Annotated in this window: 12 protein-coding genes; 3 read left to right on the top strand and 9 right to left on the bottom strand. The window is 47.8% G+C overall.

What is annotated here, in order from left to right:
* Positions 1-59 precede the first annotated feature (59 nt).
* A complete protein-coding gene (locus tag HUU10_00130; GenBank protein NUQ79989.1) occupies positions 60-314 on the top strand; it encodes a ferredoxin family protein in 255 nt (84 codons plus the stop codon).
* Between the two features lie 75 nt (positions 315-389).
* Here the strand turns inward: HUU10_00130 and pta are convergent, their stop codons facing one another.
* From pta to HUU10_00165, 7 genes are all read right to left on the bottom strand, one after another.
* On the bottom strand, positions 390-1,379 hold the full coding sequence (gene pta, locus HUU10_00135) for a phosphate acetyltransferase (protein ID NUQ79990.1): 990 nt from the start codon (positions 1,377-1,379) through the stop codon (positions 390-392).
* Between the two features lie 7 nt (positions 1,380-1,386).
* Positions 1,387-1,974 carry a ComF family protein gene (locus HUU10_00140; protein NUQ79991.1) on the bottom strand — a complete coding sequence of 196 codons (588 nt, stop codon included), beginning with the start codon at positions 1,972-1,974 and terminating at the stop codon, positions 1,387-1,389.
* A gap of 188 nt (positions 1,975-2,162) precedes the next feature.
* Positions 2,163-5,537 (bottom strand): hypothetical protein, encoded by a 3,375-nt coding sequence (locus tag HUU10_00145; protein ID NUQ79992.1) that lies wholly within the window; start codon positions 5,535-5,537, stop codon positions 2,163-2,165.
* Between the two features lie 73 nt (positions 5,538-5,610).
* Positions 5,611-6,423, bottom strand: a complete 813-nt coding sequence (locus tag HUU10_00150) for a hypothetical protein (protein NUQ79993.1) — start codon at positions 6,421-6,423, stop codon at positions 5,611-5,613.
* The gene (locus HUU10_00155) at positions 6,420-7,349 is read right to left on the bottom strand and encodes an NAD-dependent epimerase/dehydratase family protein (protein ID NUQ79994.1); all 930 of its coding nucleotides are present in this window, start codon (positions 7,347-7,349) and stop codon (positions 6,420-6,422) included. The genes HUU10_00150 and HUU10_00155 overlap by 4 nt, the downstream gene beginning before the upstream one ends.
* Positions 7,346-8,620, bottom strand: a complete 1,275-nt coding sequence (gene purD, locus HUU10_00160) for a phosphoribosylamine--glycine ligase (GenBank protein ID NUQ79995.1) — start codon at positions 8,618-8,620, stop codon at positions 7,346-7,348. The genes HUU10_00155 and purD overlap by 4 nt, the downstream gene beginning before the upstream one ends.
* Positions 8,621-8,624: 4 nt before the next feature.
* Positions 8,625-9,077 carry a hypothetical protein gene (locus tag HUU10_00165; protein ID NUQ79996.1) on the bottom strand — a complete coding sequence of 151 codons (453 nt, stop codon included), beginning with the start codon at positions 9,075-9,077 and terminating at the stop codon, positions 8,625-8,627.
* Between the two features lie 135 nt (positions 9,078-9,212).
* Here HUU10_00165 and eno point away from each other — a divergent pair, with 135 nt between their 5' ends.
* Both eno and HUU10_00175 read left to right on the top strand, forming a co-directional pair.
* A complete protein-coding gene (gene eno, locus HUU10_00170) occupies positions 9,213-10,502 on the top strand; it encodes a phosphopyruvate hydratase (GenBank protein NUQ79997.1) in 1,290 nt (429 codons plus the stop codon).
* A gap of 80 nt (positions 10,503-10,582) precedes the next feature.
* Positions 10,583-10,921: a septum formation initiator family protein gene (locus HUU10_00175; GenBank protein NUQ79998.1), complete on the top strand. Its 339-nt coding sequence runs from the start codon at positions 10,583-10,585 to the stop codon at positions 10,919-10,921.
* Between the two features lie 76 nt (positions 10,922-10,997).
* Here the strand turns inward: HUU10_00175 and HUU10_00180 are convergent, their stop codons facing one another.
* The gene (locus HUU10_00180; GenBank protein ID NUQ79999.1) at positions 10,998-11,639 is read right to left on the bottom strand and encodes a hypothetical protein; all 642 of its coding nucleotides are present in this window, start codon (positions 11,637-11,639) and stop codon (positions 10,998-11,000) included.
* 10 nt (positions 11,640-11,649) lie between these two features.
* Complete coding sequence (locus HUU10_00185; protein ID NUQ80000.1) at positions 11,650-18,162, bottom strand: choice-of-anchor D domain-containing protein; 6,513 nt, start codon at positions 18,160-18,162, stop codon at positions 11,650-11,652.
* Positions 18,163-18,212 lie beyond the last annotated feature (50 nt).

Genomic DNA, 18,212 nt, shown 5'->3' on the forward strand with positions numbered 1-18,212 from the left:
ATGGGTTTTATATTTTTGTCATGTCGTTCGTCCACCATTAAACTTGTATCGAGGAAGTTATGCCCTATATCATTTGTGAACCCTGTGTAAGCACCTGCGACACGGCATGTGTCGAAGTATGTCCGGTCGATTGTATTCAGCCTGCTGAAGGTTTTGATCAGAAAGAGGGAAAGCAGTTATACATTAATCCGGATGAGTGTATTGATTGTGGTGCCTGCGAACCAGAATGCCCGGTTCAGGCCATTTTCCAGATTGACGAAGTTCCTGATAAGTGGAAAAACTACATTGAGATAAACGCTAACTATTTTAAGTAAGCAAGTGAATCTTCAGTTAACAAAAAAGGCGCTCTGAGCGCCTTTTTTGTTTTTGTCCTAAGGTCTACCAGCTGGCTATCTGTTTTCCTTGGCTTTTACTGCACAAACGGCAGCAACAGTAACAATGTCTTCCGCCTTGCATCCCCTCGACAGGTCATTCAACGGTTTTGCAAGCCCCTGAATAATGGGTCCAATGGCATCGGCCCCACCCACACGTTCGGTGATTTTATAACCGATATTTCCTGCATCGAGGTTCGGAAAAACAAACACGTTGGCCTTCCCTGCTACTTCAGATCCTGGTGCCTTCCGCTGACCAACAGCGGCCACCCATGCCGCATCGAATTGTAACTCGCCATCCACGGCCAGCCCGGGACGCATTTTTGTGACCAAAGCAAGAGCATCGGTAACCTTGGTGACCGCCTCATGAGCTGCACTTCCCTTTGTGGAAAAGGAAAGCATGGCCACCTTGGGGATTTCACCTGTGAGGGCCTGGTGGGTGTCTGCAGAGGCAATCGCAATATCAGCCAGTTGAGCGGCATCAGGGTACGGAACGACTGCGCAATCTCCGTAGGTTACCACTTTTCCACCGGGTAAATTCATCAGAAAAACAGAGGAAACCGTGCGGTTTCCTTCTCTAAGTCCAATGACCTGAATACCTGCACGAAGCACATCTGCTGTTGTTGTGATGGCTCCTGCAACAGCACCGTCTGCATCACCCCGACGCACCATCATGGCTGCAAAGAATAAAGGATCCTTCATTCTCTCACGGGCCTGTTCATGCGTCTGCCCTTTTGCCTTTCTTAGGTTAAAGAACTCATTAGTATAATCGGAGTTTCGATCGCTTGAAGACGGATCAATAATGGAAATCCGGGAAGACAACTGGATGCCATTTTCAGTGGCGGCCTTCTGAATTTCATTATGGTTGCCGACCAGAATGCACCTGCAAATCGATTGGTCTGTGAGAATGGATACTGCCTTCAGTGTTCGCGGTTCGGTGGCCTCAGGAAAGGCGATTCGCTGATTGTAACCTTTGGCTTTTTGGGTGATCTGATCTATAACTGACATGTGCTTCCTATTCTGTTACAGCGATGGTGGCAACGGACAATTTTGAGGCAGGCAGCGCATCAGACAGCAGTTTGCCAACCTGCCCGATGGTGGCCCCGGTAGTGATAATATCGTCAATAATGAGGAAATGCGGACTGTCAAATTTGGCCAATGATTCGATTGAATTCAATTCCATATCCTGTTGTTTGTTTTTCCAGCGGGATAAACGGTCCAACCTGGTTTGTGAAGTGCGCAATGACGATTTGAGAATCAGATTCTCGAGCAAAACAGAGTTCTTCAGTTGGCGGCAGACTCCCCGGGCGATCAGACCAGCCTGATTATAACCACGTTCAATCTTCTTCAGCGGATGGATGGGGACCGGTATCAACCAAAGTGGACCGGTCATACCTGCAGAAACCAATTGTTCTCCCAGCATTTCACCCAGCCATTCCCCAATGCCCGGTCTGTATTGATATTTTAAAGTGTGGAGCAGAGTCTGAATGGCCGCATTTTTTTGAAACCAGTATAAGGTGGTGATACTTTCTGTTTTTAATTTACCCGCTAACCGGGTTGTGAGGACCGAATTCAGATCCCCTTCTTTTCGGTAGACTTTCATGCCCGTCAGGCAGGAAATACATAAAAACGGGTATTCAGAAGTGGTAAGCACCTTACAGTGGTAACACCTGGATGGTAATACCAGATTCAGTGCTGAGTTGGCGTACCGTCGGATTGGATTCATCTTGTTATGTCTGAAACGGGATCGGCAATAAAAATACGATTCTGAACGCGGGTTTTCAGACTTTTTCAGAAAATGGCCCGTACTTCGGCCTTCAACGTATGAATTACCGGTTCCTCATTGATTTTCCGTCCATCGTAGGTAAAAAATGCGGTCACCATCTGACTAACCTGATAGTCGAAAAAGAAACTCCAGCGCAGCAATCTTCCACCCGGATTCCCATTGGTTAGTTCATATGGAACCTGATTCACACCTTCAGGTGATTTTAAAGAGGTTTGGCTCCATTCCCCTTCGGCTCTGAGGCGACCTTTTTGCGGAATGGACCAGATTAACCGGCCGGTTTCGCTGAGAATGAATGCATTTTGATCCTTCCGGCCGGACTGCCACCGGTAATCGGCATTTGACTTCAGGCCCGCTTCCCACCCTGCCAGAAAACGGTAGCTGACATCGGGGACAACTGACAGGCTGTTTATCAGGAAGTCAGGTCGTAAGCCGGATGCACTCTCGTATCCGGTGACAGAAAAACCGGCATCGGTTCTGGTCGTCCAATTCTGCCAGGGACGGGCATTTAACCGGATGGAATACTCCTCATAGCGTCGTTTTTCGCTGTCAATTGAATATTGCACCAGACTTTTTCTGGTCTCATAACGGAACCGCCAGTTCATCAGCCGGTTATTTGGATCGAGATAGAAATCCTGAATCAATTGCCGGAGTCCGGAAAGTGTATTGGGTTCCTTGAAAAATGTACTCAGATTTAAAAAGTAGATATCAGTTACCCGGGAGGTTTTTGATTTTTCCTCGATTCGAAGAACCGTTTCTGATGTCCAACGCTGACGGATTTCATCGGGTAAAACAGAAAACACCGGATGAAGAGAAGGATTCAGGTTTAGTCTCCACTGTGTTTTAAGATCCACGATTGGTTCGAGTGTTTCTCCGGGGTAGGTCCTCAGGATATAGTCTCCGTCATCGAAACGGGTCAATTCAAATTCATTGTCTTCCGGTATCCCATTCTCATTCCTGTCTACCCAGATGTAGTTACCATATCCTGGCTGCACCTTCACAAAAAACCGGTCCATCCTCGACGTTTTCTGGGTGTTAACCTGGTAATCCCAGTCAAGCACTACGGCTTCATCAAAAGGTGCCCACCGGGCAGACATATCCACCAGAGTTGCTTCTGTGTTCTGGTTCCCCTGTTCACGAAACGGTTTAGTAAAATATTTCCGGTAATGGGTTACCATAAGAGATCCGGTCAGGGGGTCATCAGAAAGGGTTCTTGCCTCCAGTTTTCCAGTCCAGGCCGAGGCAGAAGGAGTCAGACTTCCGGCCACGGGTTCCGATTCGTTCCTCACCTTTAATGATGAATTGGCTGAATAACCAGAGGTCGTGAGCCTGAGGCCTCCGGTTCCTTCAACTGCTCTGAATGAACCAGTCAGCAATGAATCAACGGGGCCCCGGTTTTCTCTGTTTTCATATAATCCCGAGAAAAATGGAGACAGATGCTCAAACCTGAAATCGCCATCCAGGGCATGTTGGGTCCACCTGGTTGAAGCACGGGAAAGGGACTGCCTGGATTTGGAAACGTTAACCCGGTAATCAGTAAAGAGCGGATTAAACAGGTACTGACTGATCTGACCCTTTATCTGGTCGGTCGATAAGTCATTACCCCTGGAAAACCGGCTGTAAGAGGTTTGAAGAGTCAGCGTTTTTGATTGCCAGCTGGTTCCTGCTTCCCATTGTCTTTCCAGGGAGGATTCGAGCGGGTCCACGCCCAGATTGCGGTAAAAATCAACATCCTGATTCCGGTCAGGTGACTGATAACCGGCTCCCTGGTATCTCTGAAATCCGGAAACAGACCACACCCCGCGTGCTGCAGTCAAGCCGGGGAAAGACAAGGAATCAGAGTTCCATGACAGCCTGTTAATGACCGCTCCGTCATTGGATTGCTCGTTGCTACCTTCCGAGAGCAGGTTTCGGTCCACGGAGGAAACAGACCATTCATTAATCCACTTTAAACCGGCAATGGGTGTCCAGATGGTCCGGGAATTCACCGATTGTGAAGAGACGGGAACCGGTAGGAAATAAACTGGTTCATAATTCCCACCCGATTGTGTCCATTCATAGACACCAATGCTCCGACGGATGTAGGACCCCCTGCCTTGCTCCACTTCGGAAAACCGTATGTTATACAAGGCCATCGGATGTCCTGGTGCATAGCGATAAACCGCGATCAGTCCCTGAGTGGTTAATGTATCTGCCTTCAGGTAAAATCCAAGGCTTTTGCCGGTCACAGGTTCCCGTCCCACCGAATCAATACCTGACCTGAACGCCTTTGTTTGATCATTTCCTGCCTGCCGGATGATGTCCCTGTCGGCCCGGGTTAATTCTGCCTCAACCGGAGTATTTGGATTGTCGGCTTCACGAAGGAAATGTATGGTTGATTGAAAGGCCCCATCAGACAGCCGGATCCCCGCTTCACCCGAATAGAAATCCCGGGCGAACTGCCGGTCGGAATATTCAAAATCCACGGTGACACGTGAAGCTGAGGTTATTAGATTGGCAGGAGTAAAGCTGATCTCGCCTGAGGCATAGTCAATCACATAATCGTTGCTTTCACCCCGTGTGAGCTGAACACCATTCAGATAGACCCTTTCTGAACCTGCCAGAACCAGGATGAATTTTTCCTGCTTTTTACCCCTCAGCCGGTAAGGTCCCTGACTCCCATCTGTTCCATTGAACGTATTTGATGTCCAAATTCCCTTCATGTTTGCAAATCCTAATCCCGTCCGGAAAGTGGACCAATCGGCCTGCAAATCCAGGCCCTGTAATTTTCGGGTGTAGGAGGAAAGTTCATATCCTGCACGTGTGACCTGATAGTCCCCCAACGTCATCTGGTAAATGGGATGTTTGAGCCGGATATATACCTGGTCTATTTCCTGAAGGGTTTGCGTGTTTCCCTCCGGTTGAATCGGTAAGTTTTCGTCGGTCAGGATCGCTGCGATTTCTACATCGTCGGTCAGTTGTCCTTCCAATTCAAGCCTGAATCCGCTGTTGACGGCCAGATCGCGGTTCGATCCCAGGGTCACACCCCGGACGAAGGAACCCGATTTACGCAACTTTCGGTCACTTCTCCATTGCTGGAAGAAATCGGGTCCGGTTGGTTGTTCAGAAACAGCCAGATTGGCATCGGTGGGTGTTTTCCCAAGGGCATACCGACGGTATTCCTTCTGGAAAACAAATGGATAGTACCGGTAACGAAGGTATAGGGTGTCTGCCGGATGGTTTTTCAGCCAATCATCTAACCCCCTTACAAGCAATGTACCTGTTACCTGGTCATACAGAACCGAGAGGGTGGTGTCTGTAACTGAAAGTGAAAAGGAATCGGGAAGAAGTAATTCGGACCGGCCGGTTGAGACCGGATTACCAACCTGACCATGTAATGCCACTGAATCCTGATTAGCCACCCAAAGCTGCGAGTATGCATTAAATGGGCAAATTATCCCTATCAGGAAGAATATATTACTCCATTTCAAGCAAATACGTCAATAATAGTCGGTTAGTGAGGATAAAAAGCTGATTTCCCTTTGATACGACATCGAGGACCTGTGATCCTTCGGGAAGACTCAATTGCTGCCACTCACCGGTTGATTTTTCCCTGAGGATTCTTCCATCCTGACGAACGAAACAGAGGGTTGATAAAACAGAAGCAGGAGTGCCAAGCGAATCTGGAAAGGATTGAAGCGTATTTCCGAACCCATCAAATTCCTGCCAGGTTGCACCTGCTTGGTCATGAACAAACAACCGGTTCTCTGTCAGAATCAACCGGTCAGGTTGAATAAGTCGTCCAAGTCCAGCATCAATATCACCAAGTAAAGAAGTAATGGTCTGGCGCGGATTCAACCGGATGATTCGTTTGTTTCCTGTATCCAGAATAAACCAGTCTCCGCCCGGAGTGACCACGACACCTCCCGGATATCTGAACCGTTCTTCCTGTCCGTCAAACGGGATTCCTTCCATCTGCCCAATCAGGCCCAATTCCCGGCTGAGTGTGGTAATCCGATGATTATTCCGGTCGGCCACATGAATCAGAAGATCATTGCTGCACCACAAGGAAACCGGCTGATTTAAAAATTGAGCCCCAGTTCCCTTTCTTCCATATTGGCCGATCAATTGCCCGTCTGCGGATAACCGGTAAATGGTATTTGCTGTTGAGGAGAGCAAATACAAATCTCCCGTCACAGAAATTCCGACTTTTTCGGAATGGTCCGGGACTGTTACAGTCCGGACGGGATGGATGAGCAGACTCTGAAGAATCAGAAACAGACAGATCATGACCGATAAGTTTCTGAAAACCAGCGAAGGGTTTCAGGCAAACCATCTTTAAGCGTGGTGGATGGGGCCCACCCCATTTCCGATTTGATTTTTGCACTGGAAAGCACGGATCGGCGCTGTTCTCCGGCCTTTGTTTCAGCATGAACCTCGTTGGCACCGGTTCCAAGACCGCTGTTGATCAGATGGAACAATTCGTTAACCGTGGTCTCATGACCCGTGCCTACATTGAACACTCCGGACCCCTGATGATTCAGAGCCAGGAGGTTTGCTTTCACCACATCGCCAACAAATGTATAGTCTCTTGTCTGCAGGCCGTCGCCATTGATAACCGGTTGTGCTCCTGCCAGCAATTTTTTCGCAAAGATGGCAATCACACCAGCTTCACCATGGGGATTTTGCTTCGGACCATAGATGTTGCCATATCTGAGTGAAATGTAGGAAAGTCCGTAGACGGTGTGATAGTAGAAAAGGTATTTTTCAACGGTCGCCTTGCAGATACCATAGGGCGAAACGGGTCGGAGCGGATGGTTTTCATCGGCCGGAAAGTAATCCTGCTCTCCGTAAATGGCCCCACCAGTCGAAGCAAACAGAACCTTACGGACTTCGTATTTTCTACATGATTCCAGCAGGTTGATGGATCCCAGAATGTTAACCTTTGCATCAAACATCGGGTCGGACACACTTTTCCTGACATCCATCTGAGCCGCCTGATGAACCACAACCTCCGGACGGAAATCGAGAAAAATCGTCTCGATGGCTCTGTCGGCAATGTCCATCTCAATAAACCGGGCTGAAGAATTAACCTGGTGACGAAATCCGGAGTACAGATTATCGACCACACAAACCTCATGTCCGGCTGCGATAAATGCATCGGTCAGGTGACTTCCAATAAATCCGGCACCGCCGGTCACTAAAATTCTGCTCATATCAGCCTGTTTAATCCTTTTTTTCCAATGTCATGACGAAAGTGCATTCCCTCAAAAGAAACCGTTTTAAGGTGGTCATAGGCAGCTTTCAGACTTTCCTCCAATGTGGGACCATACGCACAGCTGTTTAAAACCCGGCCACCCGAGGTGACGACTCCGTTGTCTGAAAGTTGGGTACCTGCGTGAAAGATAACCCGATGGTCAGAATCTGCCCCATCGAACCTGATACGATTTCCCTTTTCATACTCATCAGGGTAACCAGCAGCGGCAGCCACAACCACTGAAGCATAGCCAGGTTTGATCTGAATCTGATCTGGCAAGGAAAAGTTTGCAATTCCGGTCATGACCGGCAACAGGTCAGATTCTACCAGCATCATTTCAACCTGGCATTCCGGATCACCAAACCGGACATTGTATTCGACCACTTTCGGTCCCTCCGGCGTGATCATCAACCCGACATACAATATTCCATTGTAAGGGTGTCCTTCACTTGCCAGGCCTTCAATGGTAGGCTTCACGATGGTTTGCTCTATCTGTTTCAGCAAATGATCATCAACGACCGGAGCAGGTGCATAGGCTCCCATTCCACCTGTGTTTTTGCCTGTATCTCCATCGCCAATCCGTTTATGGTCCTGAGCCACAGGAAGCAATTTCCACCGGATTCCATCGGTCAGAACAAATAAAGTGGCCTCTTCCCCCGCCATAAACTCTTCAATCACAAGGGTGGTACCAGCTGAACCGAACTGACGATTATCAAAGTAAAGCCTAACCGCTTCGGAAGCTTCTTCGTAACTGGTTGGGATTATCACTCCCTTGCCCGCGGCAAGACCATCTGCTTTCATGACCAGCGGATAGGCAGAGGCATGTAAAAACCGCTCGAGTTCCTGCCGGTCCTGGTGATAAAAAATCCGGTAGCCGGCTGTGGGAATCTGATGTCGCTGCATGAATGCCTTAGCAAAGGATTTACTACCTTCAAGCTGAGAACACCATGAATCGGGACCGACGGCCGGGATTCCCTTTTTCCGCAATTCATCTGCAAGACCGAGGACCAGAGGCTCTTCGGGACCAATTACAACCAAACCGATTCCGAGATCCCTGATGGTTTCGACCAGTCTGCTTATTTCGTTCACTTTAACCGGAATGTTGGTCCCCAGTTGTGAGGTCCCCCCATTTCCTGGTAAAAAATACAGACCGGTGCATCCCGGTGACTGACTGAGTTTCCAGCCGAGGGCATGTTCACGACCACCCGATCCGACGATTGCAATTTTCAATGGATCACCCTGTTTGAATCTGATGTATAATTTGTCCGCTGATAGTATGTCTATCTGCAAGATAGTCTATGATATAAATGGAACCTGTTGGAACCGGAACCCGCTTTCTGCACCACTGCCAGATCAGGTCACCGATGAGGGGCTGATGACTGACAACCATCATCAGGTCACTGTCAAAGGCTAACAGATCCAGGGCGGCAGCAGCCGGATGGCTGTTGTAGTGCCAGGCCATGGAATCGGTCCGATTGTGAATGGGGCTTTTCTGATACAGACAGTCCATCATGAGGGCCGCCGTTTCCCGGGCTCTTCTGACCGGACTGCTGATCATGAACGAGGGAAAAATTCCGGTTTTAATCAGTTCTGAGGCAGACAAGGCAATTTCCTCTGTTCCCCTGACACTGAGTCCCCTTTCAGAATCGGAAACCCCGTTTGAAAACCCGGCATCACCATGTCGCATCAGGATGAGAATTCGCCCCACTCTTTAATCTTTCATTAATCACACTAAATTGATTTTGAACCGGAAGATAAAGATTTTTGTATTCCATTTGAATTTTTAACCATGTAAAAAGGAGCCTCCATGAACGCCCACCTGATTTCCCTGATTGACGAAATCATTGCCCGGGAAGTGCTGGATTCCCGCGGGAATCCGACTGTTGAAGTAGAAGTCATTACCGAGAATGAAATCGTTGGCCGTGCCATTGTGCCCAGCGGTGCGTCGACCGGTGAGCATGAAGCTGTTGAATTGCGCGATGGTGATCCGCTGCGTTACATGGGCAAAGGAGTCACTAAGGCAGTTGAGAACGTTGAAGATGTCATTTCACCTGAACTGGTTGGAGCCAATGTTTTTGATCAGGTCGGAATTGATAATCTGATGATTGATCTGGATGGGACCGATAATAAAGCCAAATTGGGTGCCAATGCCATTCTGGCTGTTTCAATGGCCTGTGCCCGTGCAGCTGCCAATGAATTAGGTGTTCCCCTCTATCGGTACCTGGGTGGATTTAACGCCAACACTCTGCCGGTTCCGATGATGAACATTATCAATGGTGGTGCCCATGCCGACAATAACGTGGATTTTCAGGAATTCATGATTATGCCTGTTGGTGCACCGACTTTTGCAGAAGCGCTCCGCATGGGTGCAGAAACCTTCCACACGCTGAAATCCATCCTGAAGAAAAAGGGATACTCCACCGCCGTTGGCGATGAAGGTGGCTTTGCTCCCAACCTGAAGGCCAATGATGAGGCTGTTGAAGTAATTCTGGAAGCCATCGAGAAAGCCGGATACAAAGCAGGTCAGGACATTTTCATTGCATTGGATCCTGCTACCTCCGAATTGTGGGCAGATGGCAAGTACATCTTCAAGAAATCGGATAAGCGTGAACTGACCAGTGAACAAATGGCCAAATACTGGGAAAATTGGGTAAATCAGTATCCGATCATTTCCATTGAGGATGGACTTGCTGAGAACGACTGGACAGGCTGGAAATATTTTACCGACCTCGTTGGCAAGAAAGTTCAGTTAGTGGGTGATGACCTGTTTGTTACCAATCCGGAAATTCTTAAACGTGGTATCCAAAAAGGCGTTGCCAACTCCATTCTGATTAAAGTTAACCAGATCGGCACGCTTACCGAAACGTTTGAAGCCATTCAGATGGCTCATCGTGCTGGATACACCACCATCATTTCCCATCGCAGTGGTGAATCTGAAGATACCACGATTGCTGATATTGCTGTGGCCACAAATGCTGGTCAGATTAAAACGGGTTCAACAAGCCGGACCGACCGGATTGCCAAGTATAATCAACTTCTGCGCATCGAGCAGGAACTTGGTGATTCTGCCAACTACCCCGGACTGGAAGCCTTTTACAATATCCGTAAATAATCACAAACGGATGATGATAAAAAGGGGTCTGCAAGGACCCCTTTTTTTGTTTTTATACTTTTCAGTACCTTTACCAATTCATGAGAATACCTGACTACCTTCAGAAAACCCTGACTGCCATTGCCCGGCAATTCAAATACCGCCCTGTCCTGTCAACTGTCGTGGTTGTGTCTGTTCCCCTGACATGGAGTTTGTTATTTGGTGACAGTGGTATTTACAGGCGGATTGACCTGGAAATTGAAAATCGTAAGCTGCGTGATGCGATCACCCTCGAGATAAAAAGGCAGGACTCACTGAAGGTGGTAATCAGAAAACTGAAATCCGATAAAAGATACCTTGAAGAAGTGGCCAGGAGCCGCTATGGCATGGTTAAACCAGGGGAGACGCTCTATAAAATTCAGGTAGAGGAAGAAGACTGATTCCATTACACAAAAAAAAGCCCCCGGGTTTTCATGGAATTTCCATCGACCCGGGGGCTTTTTTATTTAACAGAGTCTAACCGTTTGCTGCAACCAGTGTATCCAGTTTATCGAGGATCTGTTTGACATAATCCTGCGACTCCGGATCGGGTGCGAAGGACTTATCAATCAATTGAATAAACTCAACAGACTTAGCGTAATCCTTGAGTTTAAACTGTATCTGGGCGCCAGTCAATGCCCCATCACTGTGATTGATTGAGTTGTCATACTGGAAAACGTAACTGGGCCTTTCTGTTGTGAGAAATGTTTTCAGTTTGGCCAGCATGTCGGATGTTGGCATGATTGCATGATCGACGGTGTTATCCAGATCGTACAATTCAATAAAGGAATACGGTATGATCGCTTCCTTTTCATCGTTCATGCACATGGTGAGATATTTTACAGCTGAATCGGGTTGATTCAGGCGATAGTATCCCCATCCCAGAGCCAATTCTGCATTGGGCAACCGCTTACCATCTTTTATCAGTTCGAGGTAGGCCTGTTTAAAGGTTTCCAGGGCACTTGCATAGTTCCCGGATTTAAACTGGGCCCAGCCATCATCGACCTTATCCTGAATGGTCGGATCAACTTCTTCTTCTCCGCAAGAGATGATTCCGGCAGCCAGAGTGATTCCGACAAGTAAACGGAGAATGTATTTGGTGATTACAGTAGAAAACATGGTACTCTCCTTACTTCACAAGAGTCATTTTTAAAGTTTTGACCACATTACCAGCAATGATCTGGTAGAAATAGACTCCGGAGGAAGCCACTCCTTCTGTGGTTTTTCCATTCCAGGTAGCCGTATGGAATCCGGCAGGTTTCAGTTCATTGTTCATCAGAACAGCAACTTCCTGTCCCATCACGTTGTAGACCCGGATGGTGACTGCCGTTTCAGCCGGCAGCGAAAATGGAATGACCGTTGTTGGGTTGAACGGATTCGGGTAGTTCTGGCTCAGAACCACTTCGGTTGGTAACTCGGGGCGGTTCTCGTTGTAGAACAGTGCAAGCGTTCCTGTACGATTAATGGAGGCAGTAACCTTTCCATTTTTGCCCTGTCCAGGCAGCCAGTTCCATTCTTTGGTCTCCTCATTCCACTGGTAAGCAGACACAAAGCGTTCATCCTTCCATTCAGGCTGATGAGCATAACTCATTGAAATCTGCACTGATTTGTTAAAGGTCAGGTTCCTGTTAAACTGAACCATTCCTCCTACCGGCTTCATATCCATGTCAAAGGCATACTTATGATCCAGATCTGCATAATCAAGTGCCAGATAGCTCGTGGTGTTCACCACTCCTGATGGAAATTCGAGCTGGATTTTGAAATCTTCCAGAGGAACGGTATGCTTTCCACCCGGCGAGAGGCGAAGAATATGCAAACGTTTTTCTGCAAGCCCGGTATTTCCTGCTTCATCCTGTCCTGAAACACTGAATATGAACAGACCCGTATCAAGATCGTGGAAATAGGTCATGTAGATCCGGTAACCCGAATCAAAGAGCATATGTTCTTTCGGATTGACTGTCTCTCCGGACAAAGTGGCCGTAACAGCAGGCTCTCCAACCAAATCAGTGCCATATGAATAAGCCAGTGAAAGGTTGTTGCCCAGTGCATTATCAGTTGAATGAAGCATCCAGGCAGTTACTGCTGGTGCAATACCATCGACAACAAGAGTCCTGCTGGCCGGATTGGAAACACGGGTTCTTCCGGTCTGATCACGTGCGGTAACCCGCCAGTACACCGTTCCATCTGGTAATCCATCAGTAAATGTATGGTTCAGACCTGTGACTTCGGCCGTTTTCAGGATGTTGCTGAATTCGGAATCTGAAGCAATCTGGATCGTGTAGGTAATGACCTCATTTTCATCGGGATTAAGTGCATTTTGCCACGAGAAAACCACATTCTGACCAGGTACTTCTGCGTGATTGGCCGGTGCAATTAGCCCGAACGAAACCGGGCCAACAACTTTCACCGTGATTTTTATCGGAATTTCGACCAGCTCACTTGAAGGGTCATTGCTGTAAACGCGAATGGCAGACTGATGAACCGTTCGTGAAGGACCGGCGGTAAAAGTCAGGGTTATGTCCTGTGAGGCTTCCGGACTGAGGGTACCACTCGAAGGATTAGCTGTAAAAGTGGTACCGCCATCATCTACATATAAAAGCATGTTAGCAAACAGGCGGTTTGTCGATGCATTATGACTTGTGGACATGCCAGGGTAAATAACAGCACCAATCACATTTCCTGCAGGATTCACAGCAATAACCCGGTTACCATTCCCATCCGAGGCAAGCAGGGTTCCTCCTGCATTGAGTTCCGGATTGGAATAATTGGAGTTCCACCAGTAACTGGGTGTTCCATCCAGTCCACTGAATATCGGGTGACTTGGAAATGGCAAGGTGGACATGTTCAGTGAACCACTTACATTTTGCTGCGGTCCGGGAGTAAATGGCAAATACCCACCGGCAAGGATTCCTCCCTGAATTTTCCAGTTGTTACTTAAGGCATAGGTGCTGATCACAACCCCTCCGCCCTGATCCACATAGGCCTTCAGAGCATCACCAATGGCAACAGGGTTGGAAAAGTTGTTGTTGGTCCAAACAAATACTCCTGCATAAGGGGTCAGTTGTTCAACCGTCAGGGTTGAAGGACTCGAAAGTAAATCGAACTGATCGGATGTAAACTGGCTGGTGGCCACCAGATTATTCCTCATATTCTCAAGTGCGCTTTGACTATCGGCCGCAAGAAGAAGGTATCGCTTACCGGATACCTGCCGTTTTGGAGAATCCAGTCCGGATACAAAGGTTTCTCTCCAACCTGCCGGAGATTGACCCGTAGCAGTTATTCCATCCGGAACCGGTTCACCCGGTCTGGATAGTACCTGAATCGGCCCATTGAGGCTCCATAAAAGGTCAGTTCCGCCGGTATTCTGAATGGTAAGTATTTTATTTGCCGTTTCGCCAGCAATCATTTCGAAAACCAGAGAATCCGGCATCACCTTAATGACCGGCGGGTTAAAGGCGATTCCACTGAGGGAAACCGTTTTTTCAGGAAAGTCCTCATCATTCGAGAGAATGGTCAGAGAACCAGAAAACTCACCAATTTCAGTAGGTGCAAACATAACATCAAGAACTTTTGATGAATCCGGATCCAATGAAAAGCTCTCGGTGAAACTGGTTTGAAATACCGACGATGATGAATTTACAGAAGTAACCTGTAAGGGTTCATCTCCTTCGTTTTTAATGGTCAGCGATGCAGAATTGATGGTTCCGACTTTGGTCTGAGAAAACTGGAATGAAGTGGGATTAAGAGACAGCACTGGTCCGCCCAGGACATGGAGATCGACCGTAATGGTTTCGACTTCATTCTCAGGATCATTGCTGAATATAGACAGGGTGGAAGTATAATCACCTGCCTGTGAGCCAGCTTTTATTTTCAGATTGACCACCTGACTTTCACCAGGTAATATCTCACCTGAAGCTGGTTCAAGAGAGAGACGTCCTCCGGATCCTCCTGCCACATGAAGCAGCATATGGGCAAACAGCCGTTGTGCTGGCTCATTGGCCTGGTTCAGAAATCCTGGGAAAATAACTGCGGCTATTACCGATTCGTCATCATTGATACCAACCACTCTGTTTCCGTTGGTATCAAAGGCCAATACTCTTCCCCCTTGGTTTAGTGACGGGTTTGAATAGGAAGAATTCCACCAGTAAACCGGATTGACTTCAATTCCGTTAAACACAGGATGATCTGGTTCTGTTAAAGTGCTCAAGTCAATGGTACCGGAAACACTGGTTGTCGCCGACGGAATAAAGGGCAGATATCCTGCATTCAGAATACCACCCTGAATGGACCAATTGGTTGACAATGCATAGGTGCTGACGATAAGCCCACCACCCTGATCCACATAGTCTTTAAGCACATCGCCAAGGGCGGTTGGATTGTTAAACGATCCATCAGACCACAATAAAATGGCATCATAGTCTTTTAACTGATCCAGGGTCACCGAATTCGGATAGGCAAGAAAATCGATGTCTTCAGGAGCAATCAATCCGGTAGCGGTTATGGAATTCTTTGCATATTGCATATAAGTCTGGTTTTCGGCAGCCATGAAGAGAAAACGGTTCCCGGATGAGGCTTTTTTCCGGTTCGACCCCATGACCCATTTTTCAATACCGTCACCCGCCGCCAGCCCGGATGCGGTTCCATCAACCGCATTAAATACCGGTTCATGATACTGCTTACCCATGTCTTCAAGAACCGGTGGGGTAATGCTCCATGTAAGAGGTGCCAATCCTTCGTTCTTAATGGTAACTTCAACAATACTGGAATCACCAGGATACAGCTCAGCCTGTATGAAATCAGGATTAATCATAATTGCAGGTGTATAAAGTCCCAACCCTTCGAAAGCTACCTGATAGGAACCACTGTCAGGATCGTTGCTGAATAGGGTGAAGAGACCGGAGACCAACTGATCATCTGTTGGAATAAACCATGCATTCAGGACTGTATCCTCATTTGCTTCCAGGTTAAAGGAGCCGGAAAACATGATTCCGGCCAATTCTGAATTGGAACCAACATCGGTCACAGAAAGTGTTTCTTCCCCTTCATTGGAAATGGTTACCAATGCATAGGAAGTGTCTCCCACATAGGTGTTTGGAAAATATACCGTCGAAGGAGTCACTGTTATATCCGGATACCCGATCACATGAAGGCTGACTGTCAGCGTTTGCGATTCCATTTCAGGATCATTGCTGTAAATCCGGAATGTTGGAGAATAATTACCTGGCTGAAGTGAACCGGTCTTCAATTTCAATTCCACGGTTTCACTTTCATCGGGTTCCAGAATTCCTGCCGTGGGATTCAGACTGAGAAGACCACTGTTTCCGCTGACATGCAACAACATGTTTGCAAACAGCCGATGAGTATTCAGATCCGAACTGCTCATAAACCCGGGAAATATCACTGCAGCCATGATGTTTTCTGAGTCATTGATACCAACCACCTTGTTTCCATTGGTATCGAAAGCAAGTACCCTTCCTCCAGTATTAAGAGAAGGATTTGAGTAATTCGAGTTAGACCAATAAGCGATATTGCTGGTGATTCCTGTGAAAACCGGGTGGTTGGGTTCTGAGATTGAACCTTCTGAAATGGTGCTGGAAACACTGGTCGTTGATGATGGAAGGAAAGGCAGATAACCGCCGTTCAGAATTCCACCGGCAATGGCCCAGTTCGTTGTGAGCGCGTAGGTGCTGACAATGACCCCTCCGCCGATATCGGCATAGTTCTTCAGAACATCACCGATTAAAGTCGGATTTGAAAATGAACCATTGGACCATACCAGAACTGCGCTGTAGGGCACCAATTGTTCGATGGTCAGCGTGGACGGATTTGATAACAGATCGATCTGATCTGACCCAATCAGTCCGGTGGCTGTAATATTTGATTTGGCATTTTCCATGTCTGTTTGGCTGTCAGCAGCAATAAACAGGTACTTTTCTGAAGCCATCGATTTTGAGTTCCGGGCAGATCCGGAAATAAACATATCCGTTGGGCCTGCAGCAGAGAAACCGGAAGCGGTGGTCCCTGTGGCATCGGGAACCGGGAGTGGAATCGTTCTCCTTTTTTCAGAATTCAGATCATCCTGATCAATGCTCCAATGAAGCGTTCCGAGTCCGTTATTGGTGATGGTCACTTCAAATGTGGTAGAATCACCTGAAAAGAGATCTGCAGAGAAGGAAGTTGGGTCAACGTTGAATACCGGGTTGTGGTATCCGAATCCAATCAGTTCAACCCCATATTCCGGACTTTTTGGATCATTGCTTATAATGGTCAAAGCTGCAGACACTTCCCCGGCAGTAAGCGGATCAAAGGTGATTGCAAGCTGAGCGGTGTCATCCGGAGGCAACAGGAAGGGCTCAAAGCTTTCCGGGATAAAAACATCGGGCAAGGAGCTGCTTGCCGAAGTCACAGAAAGTGTGTCAGTTCCGGCGTTCATCACATCCAGATATAAAGTAAGCGTCTGCCCGACCAGAACTTCACCAAAATTAAGCAGACTGGTTCCTGTCTGAATATTGGGTACTCCGGGAATTTCCATGCTGACCGGGACGGAAACCGTCGGATTCATTGCATCATTGGTATAAATCTGAAGAGAACCCTCATAAAGTCCGGGTTGACGGGTTCCGGATTTGAATTTTACTTCGAAGTCATATGAATCGCCAGGATTAATGGATCCTTCTTTAGTAAGTGCGCTGAACCAACCGGAAGCACCGCCAACCTGAAGCAGCGAATTGGCCAGAAGGCGGTAAGCTTTTGTATGGGTCTCACCGAGGAAGCCCGGATAAATAACAATACCCATCACATTGCCAGCCTGATTAATTCCAACGGCCCTGTTGCCATTGGTATCGGTGGCCAGCAGGATTCCATCTCCGTTCATGGCTGGGTTTGAGTGATTTCCGTTCACCGGGAAAGTGATGGTTCCTGTAATTCCTTCAAAAACAGGGTGCCCGGCATTTTGCTGCAGGCTGAGATCGATCGTGCCAGACACACCCTGGGAGGGACCGGGGGTGAATGGAGATTTTCCGCTTTGAAGAATTCCACCGGCAATGGCCCAGTTATTTGTCAGGGCGAATGTGCTCAGCACCACTCCACCACCCATGTCTACATAGTCATTCAATGCATTTCCAATGGTGGTTGAATTACTGAATGAGTTATTGGACCAAACAAGAATGGCCGTGTAAGAACCAAGATCAGTTGCCGAAAGGGTCGAGGGCGGACTGGCAAGCAAATCGAACTGTTCAGTGGTAAAGAAGCCGGTTGCAACCAGATTGTTCCTCACCGTTTGGATAACAGACAGTCCATCTGAGGCCATTAACAAATAACGGGGGCCTGCAGACACACGGGCACCTGGTTTGAGACCAGATTCAAACTGGGTGGTTACCAATTCTGCCCCACCCCCTGTTGCCTTGACTCCGCTGTTGTACGTATCGCCCGACTGCCTGAGTAATTTAAATGGCGCTTCGAGATTCCAATGAAGAGTGTCATCTCCATTATTGGTCATTTTAATGATTTCTGTGATGGAATCACCGGGAGAAAGAATAACACTCAGTGAAGTGGGTGTAATGCTGATCCCCGGGCCCTGAGCTTCTGATTTCCGCAGAATCTGGTCACCAGGGGCGGAGGCTGCAGACAGAAGAGGTAGCAGCAAAACAAGTACTGCACTTATGACTCGGTAAAATGGAGTTTTCATGTTTCTCT

The sequence above is a fragment of the Bacteroidota bacterium genome (genome assembly GCA_013360915.1).
Classification (GTDB): Bacteria; Bacteroidota; JABWAT01; order JABWAT01; family JABWAT01; genus JABWAT01.

What these genes read in the sequence shown, in the direction of transcription:
- HUU10_00180 (NUQ79999.1), bottom strand. Translation starts at nt 11,639, where the DNA reads ATGTTTTCTACTGTAATCACCAAATACATTCTCCGTTTACTTGTCGGA.
- HUU10_00130 (NUQ79989.1), top strand. Translation starts at nt 60, where the DNA reads ATGCCCTATATCATTTGTGAACCCTGTGTAAGCACCTGCGACACGGCA.
- HUU10_00165 (NUQ79996.1), bottom strand. Translation starts at nt 9,077, where the DNA reads ATGCGACATGGTGATGCCGGGTTTTCAAACGGGGTTTCCGATTCTGAA.
- HUU10_00175 (NUQ79998.1), top strand. Translation starts at nt 10,583, where the DNA reads ATGAGAATACCTGACTACCTTCAGAAAACCCTGACTGCCATTGCCCGG.
- HUU10_00155 (NUQ79994.1), bottom strand. Translation starts at nt 7,349, where the DNA reads ATGAGCAGAATTTTAGTGACCGGCGGTGCCGGATTTATTGGAAGTCAC.
- pta (NUQ79990.1), bottom strand. Translation starts at nt 1,379, where the DNA reads ATGTCAGTTATAGATCAGATCACCCAAAAAGCCAAAGGTTACAATCAG.
- HUU10_00140 (NUQ79991.1), bottom strand. Translation starts at nt 1,974, where the DNA reads ATGAAAGTCTACCGAAAAGAAGGGGATCTGAATTCGGTCCTCACAACC.
- HUU10_00150 (NUQ79993.1), bottom strand. Translation starts at nt 6,423, where the DNA reads ATGATCTGTCTGTTTCTGATTCTTCAGAGTCTGCTCATCCATCCCGTC.